Origin of the sequence: Amaricoccus macauensis, from assembly GCF_049800915.1 — a bacterium.
GTDB lineage: Bacteria > Pseudomonadota > Alphaproteobacteria > Rhodobacterales > Rhodobacteraceae > Amaricoccus > Amaricoccus macauensis_A.
The window spans coordinates 1-15,016 of record NZ_JBNAFY010000008.1 but is presented as its reverse complement, the minus strand read 5'-3'; the positions used below and the strand labels follow the sequence as shown (position 1 = coordinate 15,016).

11 protein-coding genes and 2 pseudogenes are annotated in these 15,016 nt (G+C 53.6%); 10 read left to right on the top strand and 3 right to left on the bottom strand.

From position 1 onward, the window contains the following. Positions 1–338: 338 nt before the first annotated feature. From ACP15W_RS17905 to ACP15W_RS17890, 4 genes are read left to right on the top strand one after another with little or no spacing between them, the layout of a single operon-like run. A complete protein-coding gene (locus ACP15W_RS17905) occupies positions 339–1,277 on the top strand; it encodes a sulfotransferase family protein (RefSeq protein ID WP_424934304.1) in 939 nt (312 codons plus the stop codon). Positions 1,278–1,300: 23 nt separating this feature from the next. Beyond that, entirely contained in the window at positions 1,301–2,098 is a 798-nt protein-coding gene (locus ACP15W_RS17900) for a sulfotransferase family 2 domain-containing protein (RefSeq protein ID WP_424934303.1), read from the top strand. Next, the gene (locus tag ACP15W_RS17895; RefSeq protein ID WP_424934302.1) at positions 2,095–3,351 is read left to right on the top strand and encodes a lipopolysaccharide biosynthesis protein; all 1,257 of its coding nucleotides are present in this window, start codon (positions 2,095–2,097) and stop codon (positions 3,349–3,351) included. The genes ACP15W_RS17900 and ACP15W_RS17895 overlap by 4 nt, the downstream gene beginning before the upstream one ends. Next, a complete protein-coding gene (locus ACP15W_RS17890; protein WP_424934301.1) occupies positions 3,264–4,472 on the top strand; it encodes a glycosyltransferase family 4 protein in 1,209 nt (402 codons plus the stop codon). The genes ACP15W_RS17895 and ACP15W_RS17890 overlap by 88 nt, the downstream gene beginning before the upstream one ends. Positions 4,473–4,511: 39 nt before the next feature. Here the strand turns inward: ACP15W_RS17890 and ACP15W_RS17885 are convergent, their stop codons facing one another. Both ACP15W_RS17885 and ACP15W_RS17880 read right to left on the bottom strand, forming a co-directional pair. After that, positions 4,512–6,857: a hypothetical protein gene (locus ACP15W_RS17885; RefSeq protein WP_424934300.1), complete on the bottom strand. Its 2,346-nt coding sequence runs from the start codon at positions 6,855–6,857 to the stop codon at positions 4,512–4,514. A gap of 40 nt (positions 6,858–6,897) precedes the next feature. Beyond that, complete coding sequence (locus ACP15W_RS17880; protein ID WP_424934299.1) at positions 6,898–7,434, bottom strand: hypothetical protein; 537 nt, start codon at positions 7,432–7,434, stop codon at positions 6,898–6,900. A gap of 401 nt (positions 7,435–7,835) precedes the next feature. Between ACP15W_RS17880 and ACP15W_RS17875 the strand changes: the two genes are divergently transcribed. From ACP15W_RS17875 to ACP15W_RS17860, 4 genes are all read left to right on the top strand, one after another. Beyond that, a complete protein-coding gene (locus ACP15W_RS17875) occupies positions 7,836–9,122 on the top strand; it encodes a WcaI family glycosyltransferase (RefSeq protein ID WP_424934298.1) in 1,287 nt (428 codons plus the stop codon). After that, on the top strand, positions 9,119–10,183 hold the full coding sequence (gene gmd, locus ACP15W_RS17870; RefSeq protein ID WP_424934297.1) for a GDP-mannose 4,6-dehydratase: 1,065 nt from the start codon (positions 9,119–9,121) through the stop codon (positions 10,181–10,183). The genes ACP15W_RS17875 and gmd overlap by 4 nt, the downstream gene beginning before the upstream one ends. 37 nt (positions 10,184–10,220) lie before the next feature. Next, positions 10,221–11,165: a GDP-L-fucose synthase gene (gene fcl / locus ACP15W_RS17865; RefSeq protein ID WP_424934296.1), complete on the top strand. Its 945-nt coding sequence runs from the start codon at positions 10,221–10,223 to the stop codon at positions 11,163–11,165. Positions 11,166–11,292: 127 nt separating this feature from the next. Beyond that, positions 11,293–13,770 carry a hypothetical protein gene (locus ACP15W_RS17860; protein WP_424934295.1) on the top strand — a complete coding sequence of 826 codons (2,478 nt, stop codon included), beginning with the start codon at positions 11,293–11,295 and terminating at the stop codon, positions 13,768–13,770. A 177-nt stretch (positions 13,771–13,947) separates the two neighbouring features. On the opposite strand, the pseudogene ACP15W_RS17855 reads toward ACP15W_RS17860, so the two are convergent. Beyond that, positions 13,948–14,316 (bottom strand): annotated as a pseudogene (locus tag ACP15W_RS17855) (integrase core domain-containing protein); the annotation flags it as partial. Positions 14,317–14,363: 47 nt separating this feature from the next. Between ACP15W_RS17855 and ACP15W_RS17850 the strand changes: the two are divergent. After that, positions 14,364–14,681 (top strand): transposase, encoded by a 318-nt coding sequence (locus ACP15W_RS17850; RefSeq protein WP_424934294.1) that lies wholly within the window; start codon positions 14,364–14,366, stop codon positions 14,679–14,681. Beyond that, a pseudogene (locus ACP15W_RS17845) lies at positions 14,678–15,016 on the top strand (IS3 family transposase); the annotation flags it as partial. The gene ACP15W_RS17850 and the pseudogene ACP15W_RS17845, both read left to right, overlap by 4 nt.

Here is a 15,016-nt window from a genome sequence, read left to right as displayed (position 1 = left end):
CGGGCGGATCCGTCCCGATCCGCGACTTTCCGCTCGCCGGATCGCGGTAAGCGAGAGTTGATCTTCCCGGAGTGGCGGATTAACCGTATTGTGCAGTTGGCAAATATGCTTTCTTAACATTCGGTCCGGGGCGCTGTAGAACCCCTATGGATCGCTCGAGAAATGCCGAGTGATGCGCTGGACTGCCGGGGTCGTTTTGCTTGTCCGCCGTAGGATCAAGCAGGCAAGGTGTGCGCGAGAGACCTCAGCCGGGTGTTTGGCTGGGGAATAGGGTAAGAGGGGGCCGCGCGGCTTGTGTCTTTGGACATGCGCGCTCCTGACGGTTTGAGTGGTACGCGATGACAGACACGTCCTGGCTTCCCAATTTCATTATTGCTGGAGCGCCCAAGGCGGGCACCAGTTCCATGCATGCATGGATCGCCGACCATCCGGATGCCTTCGGATCGCGCGAAAAGGAAACCTATTTCTTTGTCGATCCGGGCACGCACATGTATCGCCCCGATGCGCATGTGTCCGGCGGACTCAAGGCCTATCGCGAGCAGTTTCCCATCCCCGAAGGCACTTCGCCCTCCATCATACTGGAATCAACGCCGGCCTATCTCTATTACGATATTGCGCTCGCGCAGATCCCTGATCTGCCCACGCAGCCGCGCTGCCTCTTCATCCTGCGTGAGCCTGCGGCACAGATATATTCGCTCTACACCTACTTCCGCGACAACTGGAGCTGGATCCCAGGCGACATGGATTTCGCCGCCTTTATCGCCGCTGCGCGCGAGGGCAGCCATGATTTCAATGGCAACGAGCTTGCCCGGAATGCGATTGCCTACGCGAAATACGTCGATTACCTGATCCCTTGGCGCGAACGGCTCGGCGCAGACCAGATGATGGTGATGACCTTCAATGAGTTTACCGCTGACCAGGCCGCAGCCACCAAGCGGGTCGCGGAATGGCTGGGTCTCGATCCCGCCTTCTACGACAACTACACCTTCCCGCGCGAAAACGAGACCTATGCCCCGCGCAACCGAGCGCTGCAGAAGGTGAACGTGGTAGTTCGCGGTCTCCTGCCTCGTGGGGCCATCTATGAGAACCTGCGCGGGATCTACCGCAAACTCAACACACGCAAGCCCACCGGTCCGGTCGAGGATGAAAAGGCGCTGATCAATAGCCTGCGCCCGGAATTCGCTGAAGCCAATGCAAGGCTGGCGGCGGAATTTGGTCTCGACCTGTCGGGATGGGATGTCGAACGGGCCGGGGCCGAGCCTCGCCCAGCAGCTTAACTCTTGATGTGAATGGATGATCTATGGGCCTGGTTGATTTCGGTAAGTCGCTCAGCCGCACGATGCAGGAAAAACTGGTCGCGCAGCGGTTCGTCTTTCACCACGTTCCGAAATGCGGCGGCACCTCGGTGGGTCGTGCGCTCAGGAAGCGCTACATCATCAGCCAGGCAACTGTGACGCCGGAGTCGAGCTTCCGCGCCTTCGAGGCTTTCACGGGCCGCTCTGACCGCGAACAGATGCTGATTGATGTGCTCGATTTGCGCGAGCAGATGATGCTCTACCACATGTTCGAGGATGTGCGTGGGATCTCTTTGCATGTCCGCTTCTCGAACGTGGCCCATGAGCGGTTCCACGAGACCTACAAGTTCATCACCGTTCTGCGGGATCCGGTGGCGCGGTTCATTTCGCATTACCATTGGAGCCACGGCAAGCCGCATGCCCATGCGCGTATAGACGAGGATTTCGAGGATTTCCTCGGAACCGAGCGAGCAAGGCGACTTGGGGCGACCTACGTGGAGTATTTCTGCGGAATACAGAAGGATGCCGACATCACCTCTGATACGGCAATCTCTGCCGCTCTCGATAACCTGAAGCGAATGGATGTGGTGGGCGATATCGGTGCACTCGATCGCTTCGAGAGCGATGTGCAGAATGCACTGGGCGTGCGGGTCAAGATCGGGCACGAGAATGCCCGCAAGAAGAAGCCCGGCACCCGGAGCGAGCTCGATGATCCAGCGATGCGTGCTCGGATCGAAGAACTCTGCGCCCCCGACATCGCTGTTTGGAATGGCATTTTCCCGAAGCAGCCTTACACATCATGAGTGAGTCCATACCGCGCGGCGAGGGCCGCGTCCGGATGCGCAAGCTGGTGAGTTGGGGGCTCGTCGGCCAGATCAGTTACGTGATCAGCCAATTCATCCTTTTGATGGCGCTTGCACGGTTCGCGAGCGTTGAGGAAGTGGGCCGGTTTGGTTTTGCAAGCGCGATCATCATCCCGGTTTTCTTCTTCTTTAACTTGGGCCTGCGCGTGAACCAGGCGACAGATGTCGCGCATAGGTTCAGTTTTAACGAGTTCGTATACATCCGGACGATTGCGACCGCTCTCGGCTGTCTCGTCATCCTGATCATCGCCTTCACCGTGCTTGATCCGGCAACGCGCCTGATCACCCTGGTTTTTGGGGCCGCGAAGGCCGCCGAAACCTTTTCGGACTTCTTCTATGGCGTGTTCCAGCGCGCCGAACGGCTTGACTATGTGGCGCGCTCCCTGGCCGTTCGGGGCTTCGGCAGCGCCGTACTTTTCACGATCATCCTTGCAGGCACAGGCAGCACCGGCCTCGCCTTCCTGGCAAACCTTGCCGTCTGGGTGGTTGTCGCAATCTTTGTGGATTACCTTCCGGCCCGGCGCATCGCTGTGCGAGATGGTGATATCGGCCCGGTGCGAAAGGATTATGTTCGGGAACTGGTTCGTTCTTCACTGCCGCTCGGGGTCAATCAGCTTCTCTCGGGGCTGCAGGGCAATCTGCCGCGCTATATCATCGGCTGGATGATCGGCATTGCAGCGCTCGGTCAGTTCACCGTGGTGAGCTACGCCATGCAGGCTGTCATGACGGTTACCAATGCCGTTGGACAGTCGATCTCTGCGCGCCTCGCCCACTACGTCGCGAGCGGCAACCGGCGCGCCTACATGAAGTTTTTCCATGTCTTCCTTCTCTTCGTCACGGTGGCAGGCGTGGCAGGAACATTGCTTAGCTACGTCATTGGCGATTGGCTGATCGAATTTGTGTTCGGGTCCAATTATGCCGGTCTCGGCCTGATTTTCGCGCTCTGTATCCTGGCGTCCGTCTTGCGAGCCTGTGTCATCATCCTGCAATCGGGACTGTTCGCATTCCGGGATTTCCACCTCAACATGATACTGCGGTGCTTTTCGATCGGGCTCATGTTTGCGGCTTGCCTCATCGGCGCTTGGTCGGGCGGACTTATTGGCTTGTGTTGGGGTATGATCCTCACATTCTTTGTTCATTCCGTAGCCCTCTGGGCGGCATTGCAGCGGAAACAGTTTATTGCGCCCGATTAGGCCGGGGATACATGATGCGTACGAAAATCTCGTTTGTCCTACAGGAGGCGCTCGGCTGGAAGACCTTTCGCGGTCAGCTTTCGGCTGTTCTGGAAACCCGTGACGATATTGAACCCCAGTTCATCAGTCCCTCCCCGCTGGGGTGGCGGCGGGCTTTCCTGAAACGCGCCTATATGCGCCCGCATGAGAAGATTTACCGTCAGATCGATCCAATCGTGGCACTTCAAGGCGGGCTTGGCGCGAAAATACGCGCAGAACTTGATGCTTTCGGTCCTTCCGCGGCCTATTTCGGCGGTCACTGGCTCGCAGGTGCGATTAACCAAGGGCCGCAAAAGATCCCCTTTGCCGTGGCGACGGACCACACCCGAGCCAGTATGCGGGTCAGCCTTTCGACCACTGGCTGGTCAGATGCCGATTTGGCCCGGGAAGCCAGACTCTTCCGCGACGCGTCCCATGTTTTTCCGATGAGTGACTGGACTGCGGCGTCTCTGCGGAAGGATTGCGGTGTGGACTCTGCGAACATCACCGTCATGTATCCCTCAATCGACATTTCGCGCTTTGTCCGGCCCGCCTATCAGGACGAGGGCAAGCTGCGCCTCGTCTTCATCGGCAACAATTTTTTGCGGAAGGGTGGGGACAAGCTTTGCCAATGGGTGGGTGGTCCGCTTGCCGGAAAGGCCGAGTTGCACGTCATCTCCGGCGATCCCGATGCCAGGGGCGATCTTCCCGGCGTGATCTTCCATGGGCGCGTGCCGAACGACAAGCTTGTCAAAGACGTGTTGCCAAGCATGGATGCGCTCTGCTTGCCGACGAAATCGGACATGTCACCCTTGGCCATCATTGAGGCCGCAGCTGCTGGGTTGCCTGTCGTGGCGAGCCGGATCGGGGCCATCCCCGAACTGGTCCTTGAGGGCGAAACGGGATTCGTGGTGAACGCCGAAGACGAGGCCGGTTTCATCGCGGCTCTTGAAAACCTGGCGGTTGAGCCAGAACTGCGCCGGTCAATGGGGCTTCGAGCTTGGGACCATGCTCGGAGTAGGTTTGACGCGAGCGTCAATTTCAACGCACTCATCGATCAGTTGATTGCGCTGGGGCAGGGGAGACCTCACGGGAAGACATGACCGAACCGCTCAGCATTGCGCGGTCCGGTCTGTATTCGCCTACGAGAAGATAAGCTCGTAGACCGCAAGTTCGTCGGGCACCGACAAATCAAGTGTCAGGGCGTTGCTGCCTACCGTCGTTACGCTGGTCGTGGTGGTCGGCAGGTGTCTCCGAACGGTCGTGGCCTCCCGCTCGAGTTCAAGGCCGACATCCCGATCGGGTATCGTATCTGCCGAGACCGTGTCGCGGTTCCAGGTCTGCGCATCGAGCCAGATTGCAAGCAGATAAGTGCCATCGGACTTCTGGAACATGTGATGGCCGATATCGGTCAGATTACCCGTAAGCGTATATTTTAGCGCGACGGGTGTGAACGGGGTCGGATCTCTGAAAAGGTTGAGGATGCGTTGGACAGCGGCATATGCCGGACGCTGTGTTAGGCCCGTTCCAACTCCGTCACCCACACTGTTCGCATTGTTCCGCAAGAGGCCAAACCCGTGGTTCGTAGTGTTGTCGTCGAAAAGATTGTAGATGAAGACCTTTTCGGTGCCCCGGATGAAGAACTCGAACAATCCCCTGATGAGATAGGCGGCACAGATCTCTGCGTTTGGACGGTGTGGGCCGGGGCCAAGAACGACGTCATCAGTTCGATGCCCATATTCCCCGACCCAGAGGGGGGCGTTGCCGGCGGCTTCCATCTCATGCTTGATGACATCGTCCAGATGGACCTGCGCCTCTTCCTGGGTGTTCCCCTGGGTTGGGCGTGAGCCATCAGTGTAATAGTGAAGGTTGGACTTGTCCGAAATGCTCCCCATTTCGCCGATACTGGCAAGCGCGGTGGATGATCGCCTGAAAACAGAAGGTGAAAGCACCGGAATATTCTGGGTGTCAGCGCTGCCCTTCACCTTGTTGTAGAGATACTCCTGATTTTCCCTTGCGCGAGCGGCAGCACCACTTGTCGCTCCGTTATTCCACTCGTTCGGCCCTTCAAAGCCAATGACATTTGCAAATCCCACACTTGTTCGAAGCGCATCGATTGCCCTGTCCACATCGGTCGGATCGTAAACTGGGCTGACCCCATTCACAGTACTTTTTGGCGAGACGTGGGCGAGAATCTTCATGCCGCGGGCTACGACGGCGCTCGCGCTGTCGATGGTGCCGGAAATATGATTTATTCCCGATCGCACATAGCGGACACCCAGATCATAGAGTGGCTGCTTCCAGATATCTGTGCCCCAATCATTGGATAGCCAGTTGAAATGCGTGTTGATCCCGATCATTTCGACGAGATCGTCTGCCCGACTGACTTTGGCATCCTCTGCGTCGTCACCAAGTGTTTCGGCATAAGGGAGGAATCCGGAGGGAACAGCGTGACTGAAATCGCTTCGTACGGACCGCAAGGTGAAGATGCTCTGATCCGAAGACCGCGGATTGAAGTGGGGGATAAACTGTCCGTAATCCGGCAGATCAAAGCCACCGGTACCTGTCGCGGGATTCCCGACCCAGCCTGCGTTCGTACCGAAATAGACTTTACCTGCAGGCCCATCGACGGCAACACGAATGACATCGCCCGCTGTGCGGTCGCAGGCCTTCGCCGCAGTATCGCCAAAATCTGCAGGCGCGGCGACCCCGCCATTCACCCGCACGAATGTGATCGCAGTATTCTGAACGGCGCCCGCTCCGGGGGTGGCTGGACCACCGGAATGGGTGAGACCCACATAAGCATGAGTGCTCGCGCCATTGTTCGCGGGAACTGCAACCTCGAAATATACTTTCTCACTGGACTCAATGCTGCGTGTAGCCCGGACGCCGGAAAGAACATCCGAAATTGTCGTCACCTGTGTGCCATAGGAGATCGAGATCTCGTCAGACCCCGTAGCCGGATCAAACTGTACTGCATTGGTAATCGCCGTAATCGTGATGGCCGAAGATACGCCCGAAACACTTCCGGCAGCGTTTGATACTGTCATCCGCCGCGCAATCGTCGCACCGAGGTCTGCAAGATAAGGTAGATAAGTTGTCTGCGTCGCACCGGAAATATCAACGCCGTTCCGCGTCCACTGATAGGTAACACTCGTGTTCTCACCAGTATGAACCGCGCCGGAAATTGTCAGCAGAGAGCCGACTGTGCCCAAGCCTTCCGCAATTCCCGCGGAGACAAGGGTAGGTGCTGTGCTTTTCGAGTAGGTTTTGAAGGGAGCATCATAGAGTTTGACGCCGCTCGGCAGTGTCAGGTCAGCATCCTCCGCATTAGAGGCTGCTACGCGAAAGCGAAAATCACCAGCACAAACGATTTCCCCCTCGGCAAAGCTTTCGGTTGAGGCCTCAAGCTCTTCCATGGACCGGAAGCCATGAATGCTGTCGATCAGCGCCCAGAACTGCTCCTGGCTGGGCTTCTTCCCAGTCACGAAGTATTCCTTGATTATATCTGTAGGTTTGGACAATTGTTCAGCTCACTAAAAAAGTGTTTTCAATTTCCCAATATCCGATGCCGGAAGCGTTCTTCACGGTCACATGAAAGCTGGCTTCGGCAGAGCCCATCAAATTCTGAGCCACTACGGTGATGAGTGTATTGGAGGCGAGATCATCCGTTCTGATCCGCAACAAACCTGAAGAGGCATCAATACTGGCGATGTCTTTCCCGGCGTTGAGACTGTAAGTAAGATTGCCCCCCGAGAATTCCTGGAACGAGCGTATAATTTGCTCTCCGGTTCCTTGATCAAGGACCAAATCCTTCAGGGTATTTCGTGATGTTGGCGCGGATATCTTGGGGGAAATGGAGTTGAGGTCGAGGACTAATTTCAACACAGCAATTCGTTCACCTTTTGAAGATAATATATTACAATAAATCCAGGCAAAATTGCCCTTGATTTTAATATATTGCGTAAAAGTAAAAATGACCTTTATCGCGTTACATGCGCAGCCCCGGACGAGGCCTGCCTCATGGTCAAGAAGAGTTTTCTGAACTTTGACAAAATTAATCAAACACTCTAATCAACCCAAAGTTGAACTTAGGTGGGGAATGAGTGACAGACGCATATGTTCATTTATGTCACGAGAAAATAGCGCCTTCAAATTTGCCAGCAATCTGTGCATTTGCATGTACAACGACCGCAGGTTGTGTTTTTGAACTCAAAAAGAATTTTTCTCTGGAAATTCTCGCGCCTGCAGCATAATCGTAAGGGTAACGGCGGCGTGATTTGCGAGCTGGCGCTGCAACTAATTCTATAGTGGGTATACGTTGGTTAATATAGTGCGTTGGGCTGTAGAGGTAGTTTTGGTAGCGTTTTCATGCCTTTATCATTATCTTGGACGCGATACTTCACTCCATGAACAACAAAATTTGATCCTGCTTTCGATTAGCGGCGAGAGATAGGAGGCGAGGCATGCGCGTTCTGATCGTTGGAATTAACTTCCAGCCCGAGATGGTCGGGATTGGTGTCTACACATCCGAAATGGCCAAGGCTCTTGTCTGTCAAGGCCATGCGGTAACAGTCGTTACCTCGCCTCCCCACTTCCCGGCATGGCGTGTTCCTGACGGCTACAAGTGGTGGAGATATAGTTCGGCCCGTACGAAAGACGGTGTGAATGTTATCAGATGTCCACTATACGTGCCCAAAATTCCTTCTGGAATGCGACGTATTTTGCATTATCTAAGCTTCGCGTTGTCGAGCTTCCCAGCAGCGCTGTTGAACGCCATACGATCAAGACCTGACATGGTGTTTGTCGTGGCTCCCTCGCTGCTCTCGGCACCTGGAGCCCGTCTGGTCGCCTGGATAACCGGAGCGAAAGCATGGCTCCACATTCAGGATTTTGAAGTCGAAGCTGCCATGGCAACAAGCGTTCTCAAGGATGCTGGCAGGCGAGCAGGCATTGCTCGAAGCTTCGAAGGCTGGGTTTTGGGTCTGTTCGACAAGGTTAGCACAATTTCCCCTGCAATGGTCACCCGCCTTTGCGAGAAAGGTGTTCGAAAAAACAGAGTCTATGAGTTCCGCAATTGGTCAGACACGTCTCATATCAAGCCATTGGAGTTCCCTTCCACATATCGCGAGGAACTCGGAATCGATGCGAGGCATATTGCGCTTTATTCCGGAAGTATTGCCAACAAGCAGGGCATAGAGATTATCATTGAGGCTGCCGGCCTTCTGAAGCAGCGACAGGACATTTGTTTCTTGATTTGCGGCGATGGGCCAGCCGTGCCGGGCCTTAGAGCAAGAACTGCTGATCTGCAGCTTAGAAACGTATTCTTCCTTCCGCTCCAGCCTAAGGAAAAATTGGGTGATTTACTTGGGCTTGCCTCATTGCACCTACTCCCCCAGATAGCAGGTGCTGCGGATCTTGTTCTCCCCTCGAAGCTGACCAATATGCTCGCTTCCGGGCGGCCCGTCATTGCAACGGCGCTTCCCGAAACCGGCCTCGGCAAGGAAGTTGAGGGGTGCGGTTTGCTGGTGGAACCAGGAGATTCGGCCGGTCTTGCCCGAGCAATAGAAAGACTGGCCGACGATGATGCTCTCCGTGCAGATCTCGGACATGCCGCTGTTCGGCGCTGTCATGAGCGGTGGGACAGCACAAGCATACTTGAGCGATTTGACGCAGTGTTGCGTGATGTCGTGTGTAATAATATTGAAGCTCAATCCCATTCCAAAGAAGGTATTAAAGTAACAAGTTCATGAAACGAGCACTAATTACCGGGGTGACCGGACAAGATGGCGCCTATCTTTCCGAGCTATTATTAGGAAAGGGTTACGAGGTTCATGGAGTAAAGCGTAGAGCGTCTTCCTTCAATTCAGGGCGTATCGACCATCTCTATCAAGACCCCCATGAGCAGGATGTTCGCTTCATCTTGCACTATGGAGATATGACGGACTCAACGAACCTGATCCGAATTGTTCAGGAAGTGCAGCCGGATGAAATTTACAATCTCGCGGCACAATCCCATGTTCAGGTCAGCTTTGAGACTCCGGAATACACCGCCAATGCAGATGGGATCGGGACATTACGGATTCTGGAGGCAATCCGGATCCTCGGCATGGAGAAAACCGCACGCTTCTACCAAGCCTCGACGTCCGAACTCTACGGATTGGTGCAAGAAGTACCACAGAAGGAAACTACCCCCTTCTATCCGCGCTCGCCCTATGCCGCAGCGAAGCTCTACGCCTACTGGATCACGGTCAATTACCGTGAGGCTTACGGGATGCATGCTTCAAACGGCATTCTATTCAATCATGAGAGTCCTTTGCGCGGCGAAACCTTCGTTACCCGCAAGATCACGCGTGCGGCGGCTGCGATCAGTCTTGGCTTCCAGGACAAGCTCTATTTGGGAAATCTGGATGCTAAACGTGATTGGGGTCATGCGCGCGACTATGTTGAAGGTATGTGGCGAATTTTGCAGCAGGACACTCCTGACGATTACGTTTTGGCAACCGGCCAGACACAAACCGTACGTTCCTTTGTTGAAGCGGCGTTCCGGGCGGTTGCAATAGATATCGAATGGTCTGGCGACGGTGTGGACGAGAAAGGTATCGAAAAGCGCAGTGGTCGCGTACTGATTGAGGTTGACCCGCGCTACTTCCGGCCTACCGAGGTTGACCTCCTAATTGGTGATCCATCCAGAGCGCAAGAAAAACTTGGCTGGACCTACACGTCGACCCTTGATGACATGGTGGCTGAAATGGTCGCGGCCGACATCGAAGTGGTGCAGAAGGAAAAGGATCGGAAGGACCGCCACGGGTAACGGTTTAGGCGCGCGTCAAGAGCGCTGTGAGGTTTGCATGAGCTACGAGTTGAAAGGTAAGCGTGTCTGGGTCGCTGGTCACCGCGGCATGGTGGGAGGCGCTGTTGTGCGGAGACTTGAATCTGAGGATTGTGAGGTTATTACCGCCGGGCGTGAAGTGGTTGACCTTGTAGACCAAAAGGCGGTCCATGATTGGATGGCCAAAGCCAAGCCGGATGTTGTTATTTTGGCGGCTGCCAAGGTTGGAGGAATACAAGCCAATAATATTTATCCAGTCGACTTTCTTTATGACAACCTAATGATCGAAGCGAACATCGTTCACGCGTCACATAAGGCAGATGTGGAGCGCCTGCTATTTCTCGGATCTTCCTGCATTTATCCCAAGCATGCGCCGCAGCCGATTCCGGAAGCCGCGCTCCTGACCGGTCCGCTTGAACCCACGAACGAATGGTACGCAATTGCCAAGATCGCCGGCATCAAGCTCGTTCAGGCTTATTGCAAGCAATATGGGCGGGACTGGATCTCGGTCATGCCGACCAACCTTTACGGGCCTGGAGACAATTACGACCTCGAGACCTCACATGTCCTGCCAGCTCTGCTCCGGAAGTTCCACGAAGCTAAGAAACGCGGCGACAAGGAAGTAGTGATCTGGGGCTCTGGAACTCCTCTACGAGAGTTCCTCCACTGTGATGACTTGGCTGATGCAGTAGTGTTTCTTTTGAGAAAATACTCTGGCTATGAACACGTGAACGTCGGCAGTGGAGTCGAGGTTTCGATCCGCGAACTGGCAGAAACGATAGCTGAGGTGGTAGACTACCAGGCGGACCTGACTTTCGACACATCAAAACCCGACGGCACACCGCGAAAACTAATGGATAGTTCACGACTGCACTCTATGGGGTGGGACCATAGCATATCTCTTAAGGACGGCATCCGTCATGCGTATTCTAAGTTCTCGATAAAAACGGATAATCAACAGTGAGGATAGAGGAATAATTAAGTTTCGCAATCCTTTTCAATAAGGTTATTAGGCCAATCTGTTTTGATGAGCTCCTTTCTCTCGCATGGTAGTATTTGATCAGTTTACCAGATCATGAGGAAGAACGGCTATGTTCCGACGCGAGTTTTTCCAAAATGGTTTGGCATTAATGTCTTTGCAATTTTACCTTCATTTTTCTCGGCCGTCTTTGGCAAACCCGCAAACCCGCGGTGCGCTATCCGACTTGCGCGCAAATGCGATCATACGAGCTGCCAGTCTTTCTCAAATCATCAATTCCCAAGATCTTTGCGAGGGCGACGTTGTAGATCTGCCTGAGGGTCAGTTCGAAATCGTTGCGGCCGGAACATATTTTACAAATGGTACGACCGTAGTTGATATCGCGTCAGGCAACTTGCAAGCTGTTCTCCGCGCAGGTCAAAAAGTAGGAAACTCCGCAAGAGAACTGATCTCTGATACTCGACCGCCGACGCTTTTGCTTGAGGGAACGCGCGTCGAGACGAAGAACCATGACTCTTACCAAGTTCTATCGAGTACAATCCCTGATCCCGATATTGAAACAGCCGGTGGCGTCAAGCTTGCGATGATCCCAAAGTGGGATAGCACAATTTTTCCATCCCAGATTGGAATCACAACTGGCCTCGAGTTTACACCGACTCAACGGCGAACCGGGTTACAACAACTAATCCGGTGTGCCATGCGGGAACAGAAGGAAGTGGTCATTCCCCATTCCGAACTGCCTTGGGCAATCGACGCTCCACTGCGGCTCAACGGCGCACGCAAACTTCTCATCCATGTTGATGGTGAAATTGAAAATACGAGAGACGCTGACGATTATCAACTGAATGCGGTATTCGAACTGGGAAATCAAAACCCAATAAATTGGACAAACAACAAAACAAAATTAAAATGGATGGAGGCTAATCCGCTGTCTGCCGGAACAGATCAGATCGTGCTTAATAAAAGTACGGATATTTCTGATAATTTGCCAGTTCTTTCCATCGGCGACATTGTGTATGTACGTAGCAAAGCCTATCGTGTCGGATTCGAGCACGATGCAGAACATCCTGCCTTTATGTTGTGCGCGCGTATAACCGGAATTGACAATCATTCGGGTGCGATTTTTCTTGACCGTGCGGTCTGCGAAAATGTCACGGACACGCTGATTGCCAAAGCAAATTCTTCAAATATCACTGATACAAGGGGCAATCCGATCTATGTAGCCGATGGTGTCCATATCACTGGATCGGGAAGGTTGAAATCAAAACATTCAGTATTTGTCCGCACAGCATCACTTGATTGCACTATCGACGTAAGCACATTGGTTGGATCGAATGTTTTATTTGGTAACATGTGGGCAAACAGTCGAGTACGGGTTGATAACGTAATCGCCAGTAGGAAAATAGCCGATATTGCGGGGTGTAGTCACGAAAGCAGTATTGAAATTGGAAAAGCTGAATTGTTTGGAACCGGGACATCTGGAATTCCTGCATTTGCAATAGCTGAAGGCGCACGCGATATGCGCTTGCATATTGATCAAACTGTAGCGGGAGAATGGAACCAGAATACTGCTTTCTTGTTGATTGCCAATAGTCGTCGCGTGCGCGCCGATTTGGGATCTATTTTTGCACCGAGGATGACCAGCGGAAATGGAATAACTGTAACCTGTGCGAGTGCCCCAAATTCCACTGTGGCAAGAACGGAAGATATTTCCATTAACTTGAATTCTGCTAATTTTGGTCAACCGTTTCGGGACGTTTACTTCCAAGATCAGGGAGGTGCACTACGTCGATGCGAAATCCAAACTGGCCATTTTGTCAGCAATCCGAAGATTGCTGGTATTGAATTGGAAGGCAATGACCATTGTATTGGAAGCTTAGTGCGGCATGAAGTTGGTAGCATACGGCTGTCGGCAAACTCTACGGGAATTCGAGCCCTCGGCTGTTATGCTGAAGAAGGTTTGACCGTAGAGAGCGGTGCCTCACTTTCCAATCACCAAATAAGGTTAACATCACGTACACTTACGCATTTAAAGCAGGGCGTAAAAAATTATCGTAGCAATGTTGCATCAAACTCCACCATTGAGAATGACCCTATTCTCGTTGGGGCTTTTCCCCCAAATGCACTTCTTCCTGGTGATGAGATCAATTTTCAGATCGAAGGCCGCGCCGATGGAACATCGGGGATTAAAAAAATCCAGATTGCAGATGACGATGGAGCAATCATGGGGCTAACTCTAAATCCCGATGAGGAAGGGAACTTTTCAATTTTTGGAACTGCAATAGTAATGTCTGACGCCGCCATTGCTTTTTCTGGTTCTCGAATGTTCCAATCGAACACTAAGGCTACCCCGCATAATCTATCAGAAACCTATTTAGGTAAGGAAGTGGCCGCGTCGTTGGATGCGATTTCAAAGTCGGTCAACCGCATCTGTGCGCTTAATACACCTATGTCCACAGTAAGAACGGGCAGATCTTTGCTAAAATCTGGTTATGGCCTTTTCTGCGAAAGGTGGGTCAACAGTAGCCGAGACAGCATCACCATACGTCAAGCATCTATTCGCGTGCACCGAGAGGGCTTTTTAACCTGAGAACTTCCTCTGATTGCCCGTCTTAACCGAGTAAAATACTACTCATCCCACAAGAAGTAGAACGTAGCGATGATTATGCACCTGCCCCCAACGTTAGGCCACCCGGGTCTGGAAAATCCGGGCTCTTGCACCTGCCCCCAACGTTAGGCCACCCGGGTCTGGAAAATCCGGGCTCTTTCACGCTGGCGGGCCGGATACGCCAGCGGAGTTCGTCAGCGTGATCGGTACCTTATAACCGATCGCGCTATGGGGTCGATCTTCATTGTAATATCTGCGCCAAGTCTCCATCTTTTCCCGCGCATCCGCAAGCGTCAGGAACCAATGCGTGTTCAGGCACTCCTGTCTGAATTTGCCATTGAACGCCTCTATGAAGGCGTTGTCCGTTGGCTTCCCGGGCCGGGAGAAATCCAGGACGACCCCGCGCTGATAGGCCCAGAGATCGAGATCTCGCGAGATGAATTCGGTTCCCTGATCCACCCGGATCACCTTCGGATACCCGGTGTGGGCGCAAGTTTCATCCAACGTCCGAACCACGTCTTCTCTGTACTGACCCAGTGAAAACCTGCTCATGCTACAAGGAGGAAAACGTAGCGATGAGTGGACCATTGGAAGACGGTATCAAGCGATGGACGGCGAAGCGCAAATCAGCGCTCGTCATTGAGATCATCCAGGGCAAGACGACGGTAGCCGAGGCCAGCCGGTCGTATGATTTAACGCCCTCTGAGATCGAGAATTGGGTGGATGATGCGCGAAAGGGCATGGAGAACGCCCTAAAAGCCAGTCCGCTTGATGTCCGCCAGCAATACGAGAAGCAACTTCGCGATCTGCAAGAAGCTTATGGCGAAGCCATGTTGGAGCTCCGCGCCAGAAAAAAGCTCCAGGCCTTGCTGGACGCGGAGGACGACAAATGATCCGCAGCGTGCAGCAAGGCCTTCTCGACGATGGAATTGTTGTGCCGGTGACCAAACTTTGCGCGTGGTTCGATGTCCCGCGCCGCACGGTCTATTACAAACCGACAAAAGCGGCGCCAAAGCTGGACGACAAATTCGTCGCGCCGATCAAAGCGCTGATCGAAGAAGAGCCATCTTTCGGATATCGCACCGTCGCTTGGCTTCTTGGGTTCAACAAAAACACCGTGCAGCGGATCTTCCAGATAAAGGGCTGGCAGGTTCGGAAACGATCCATTGGGGCCCGGCCACGCGTTGAAGCTTTGCCATCCGTTGCGGAACGGCCCAATGAAAGATGG

Bases quoted from the DNA above. Each gene is read 5' to 3' on its own strand.
- ACP15W_RS17905 (WP_424934304.1), top strand. From the start codon at position 339: ATGACAGACACGTCCTGGCTTCCCAATTTCATTATTGCTGGAGCGCCC.
- ACP15W_RS17900 (WP_424934303.1), top strand. From the start codon at position 1,301: ATGGGCCTGGTTGATTTCGGTAAGTCGCTCAGCCGCACGATGCAGGAA.
- ACP15W_RS17895 (WP_424934302.1), top strand. From the start codon at position 2,095: ATGAGTGAGTCCATACCGCGCGGCGAGGGCCGCGTCCGGATGCGCAAG.
- ACP15W_RS17875 (WP_424934298.1), top strand. From the start codon at position 7,836: ATGCGCGTTCTGATCGTTGGAATTAACTTCCAGCCCGAGATGGTCGGG.
- gmd (WP_424934297.1), top strand. From the start codon at position 9,119: ATGAAACGAGCACTAATTACCGGGGTGACCGGACAAGATGGCGCCTAT.
- fcl (WP_424934296.1), top strand. From the start codon at position 10,221: ATGAGCTACGAGTTGAAAGGTAAGCGTGTCTGGGTCGCTGGTCACCGC.
- ACP15W_RS17860 (WP_424934295.1), top strand. From the start codon at position 11,293: ATGTTCCGACGCGAGTTTTTCCAAAATGGTTTGGCATTAATGTCTTTG.
- ACP15W_RS17850 (WP_424934294.1), top strand. From the start codon at position 14,364: ATGAGTGGACCATTGGAAGACGGTATCAAGCGATGGACGGCGAAGCGC.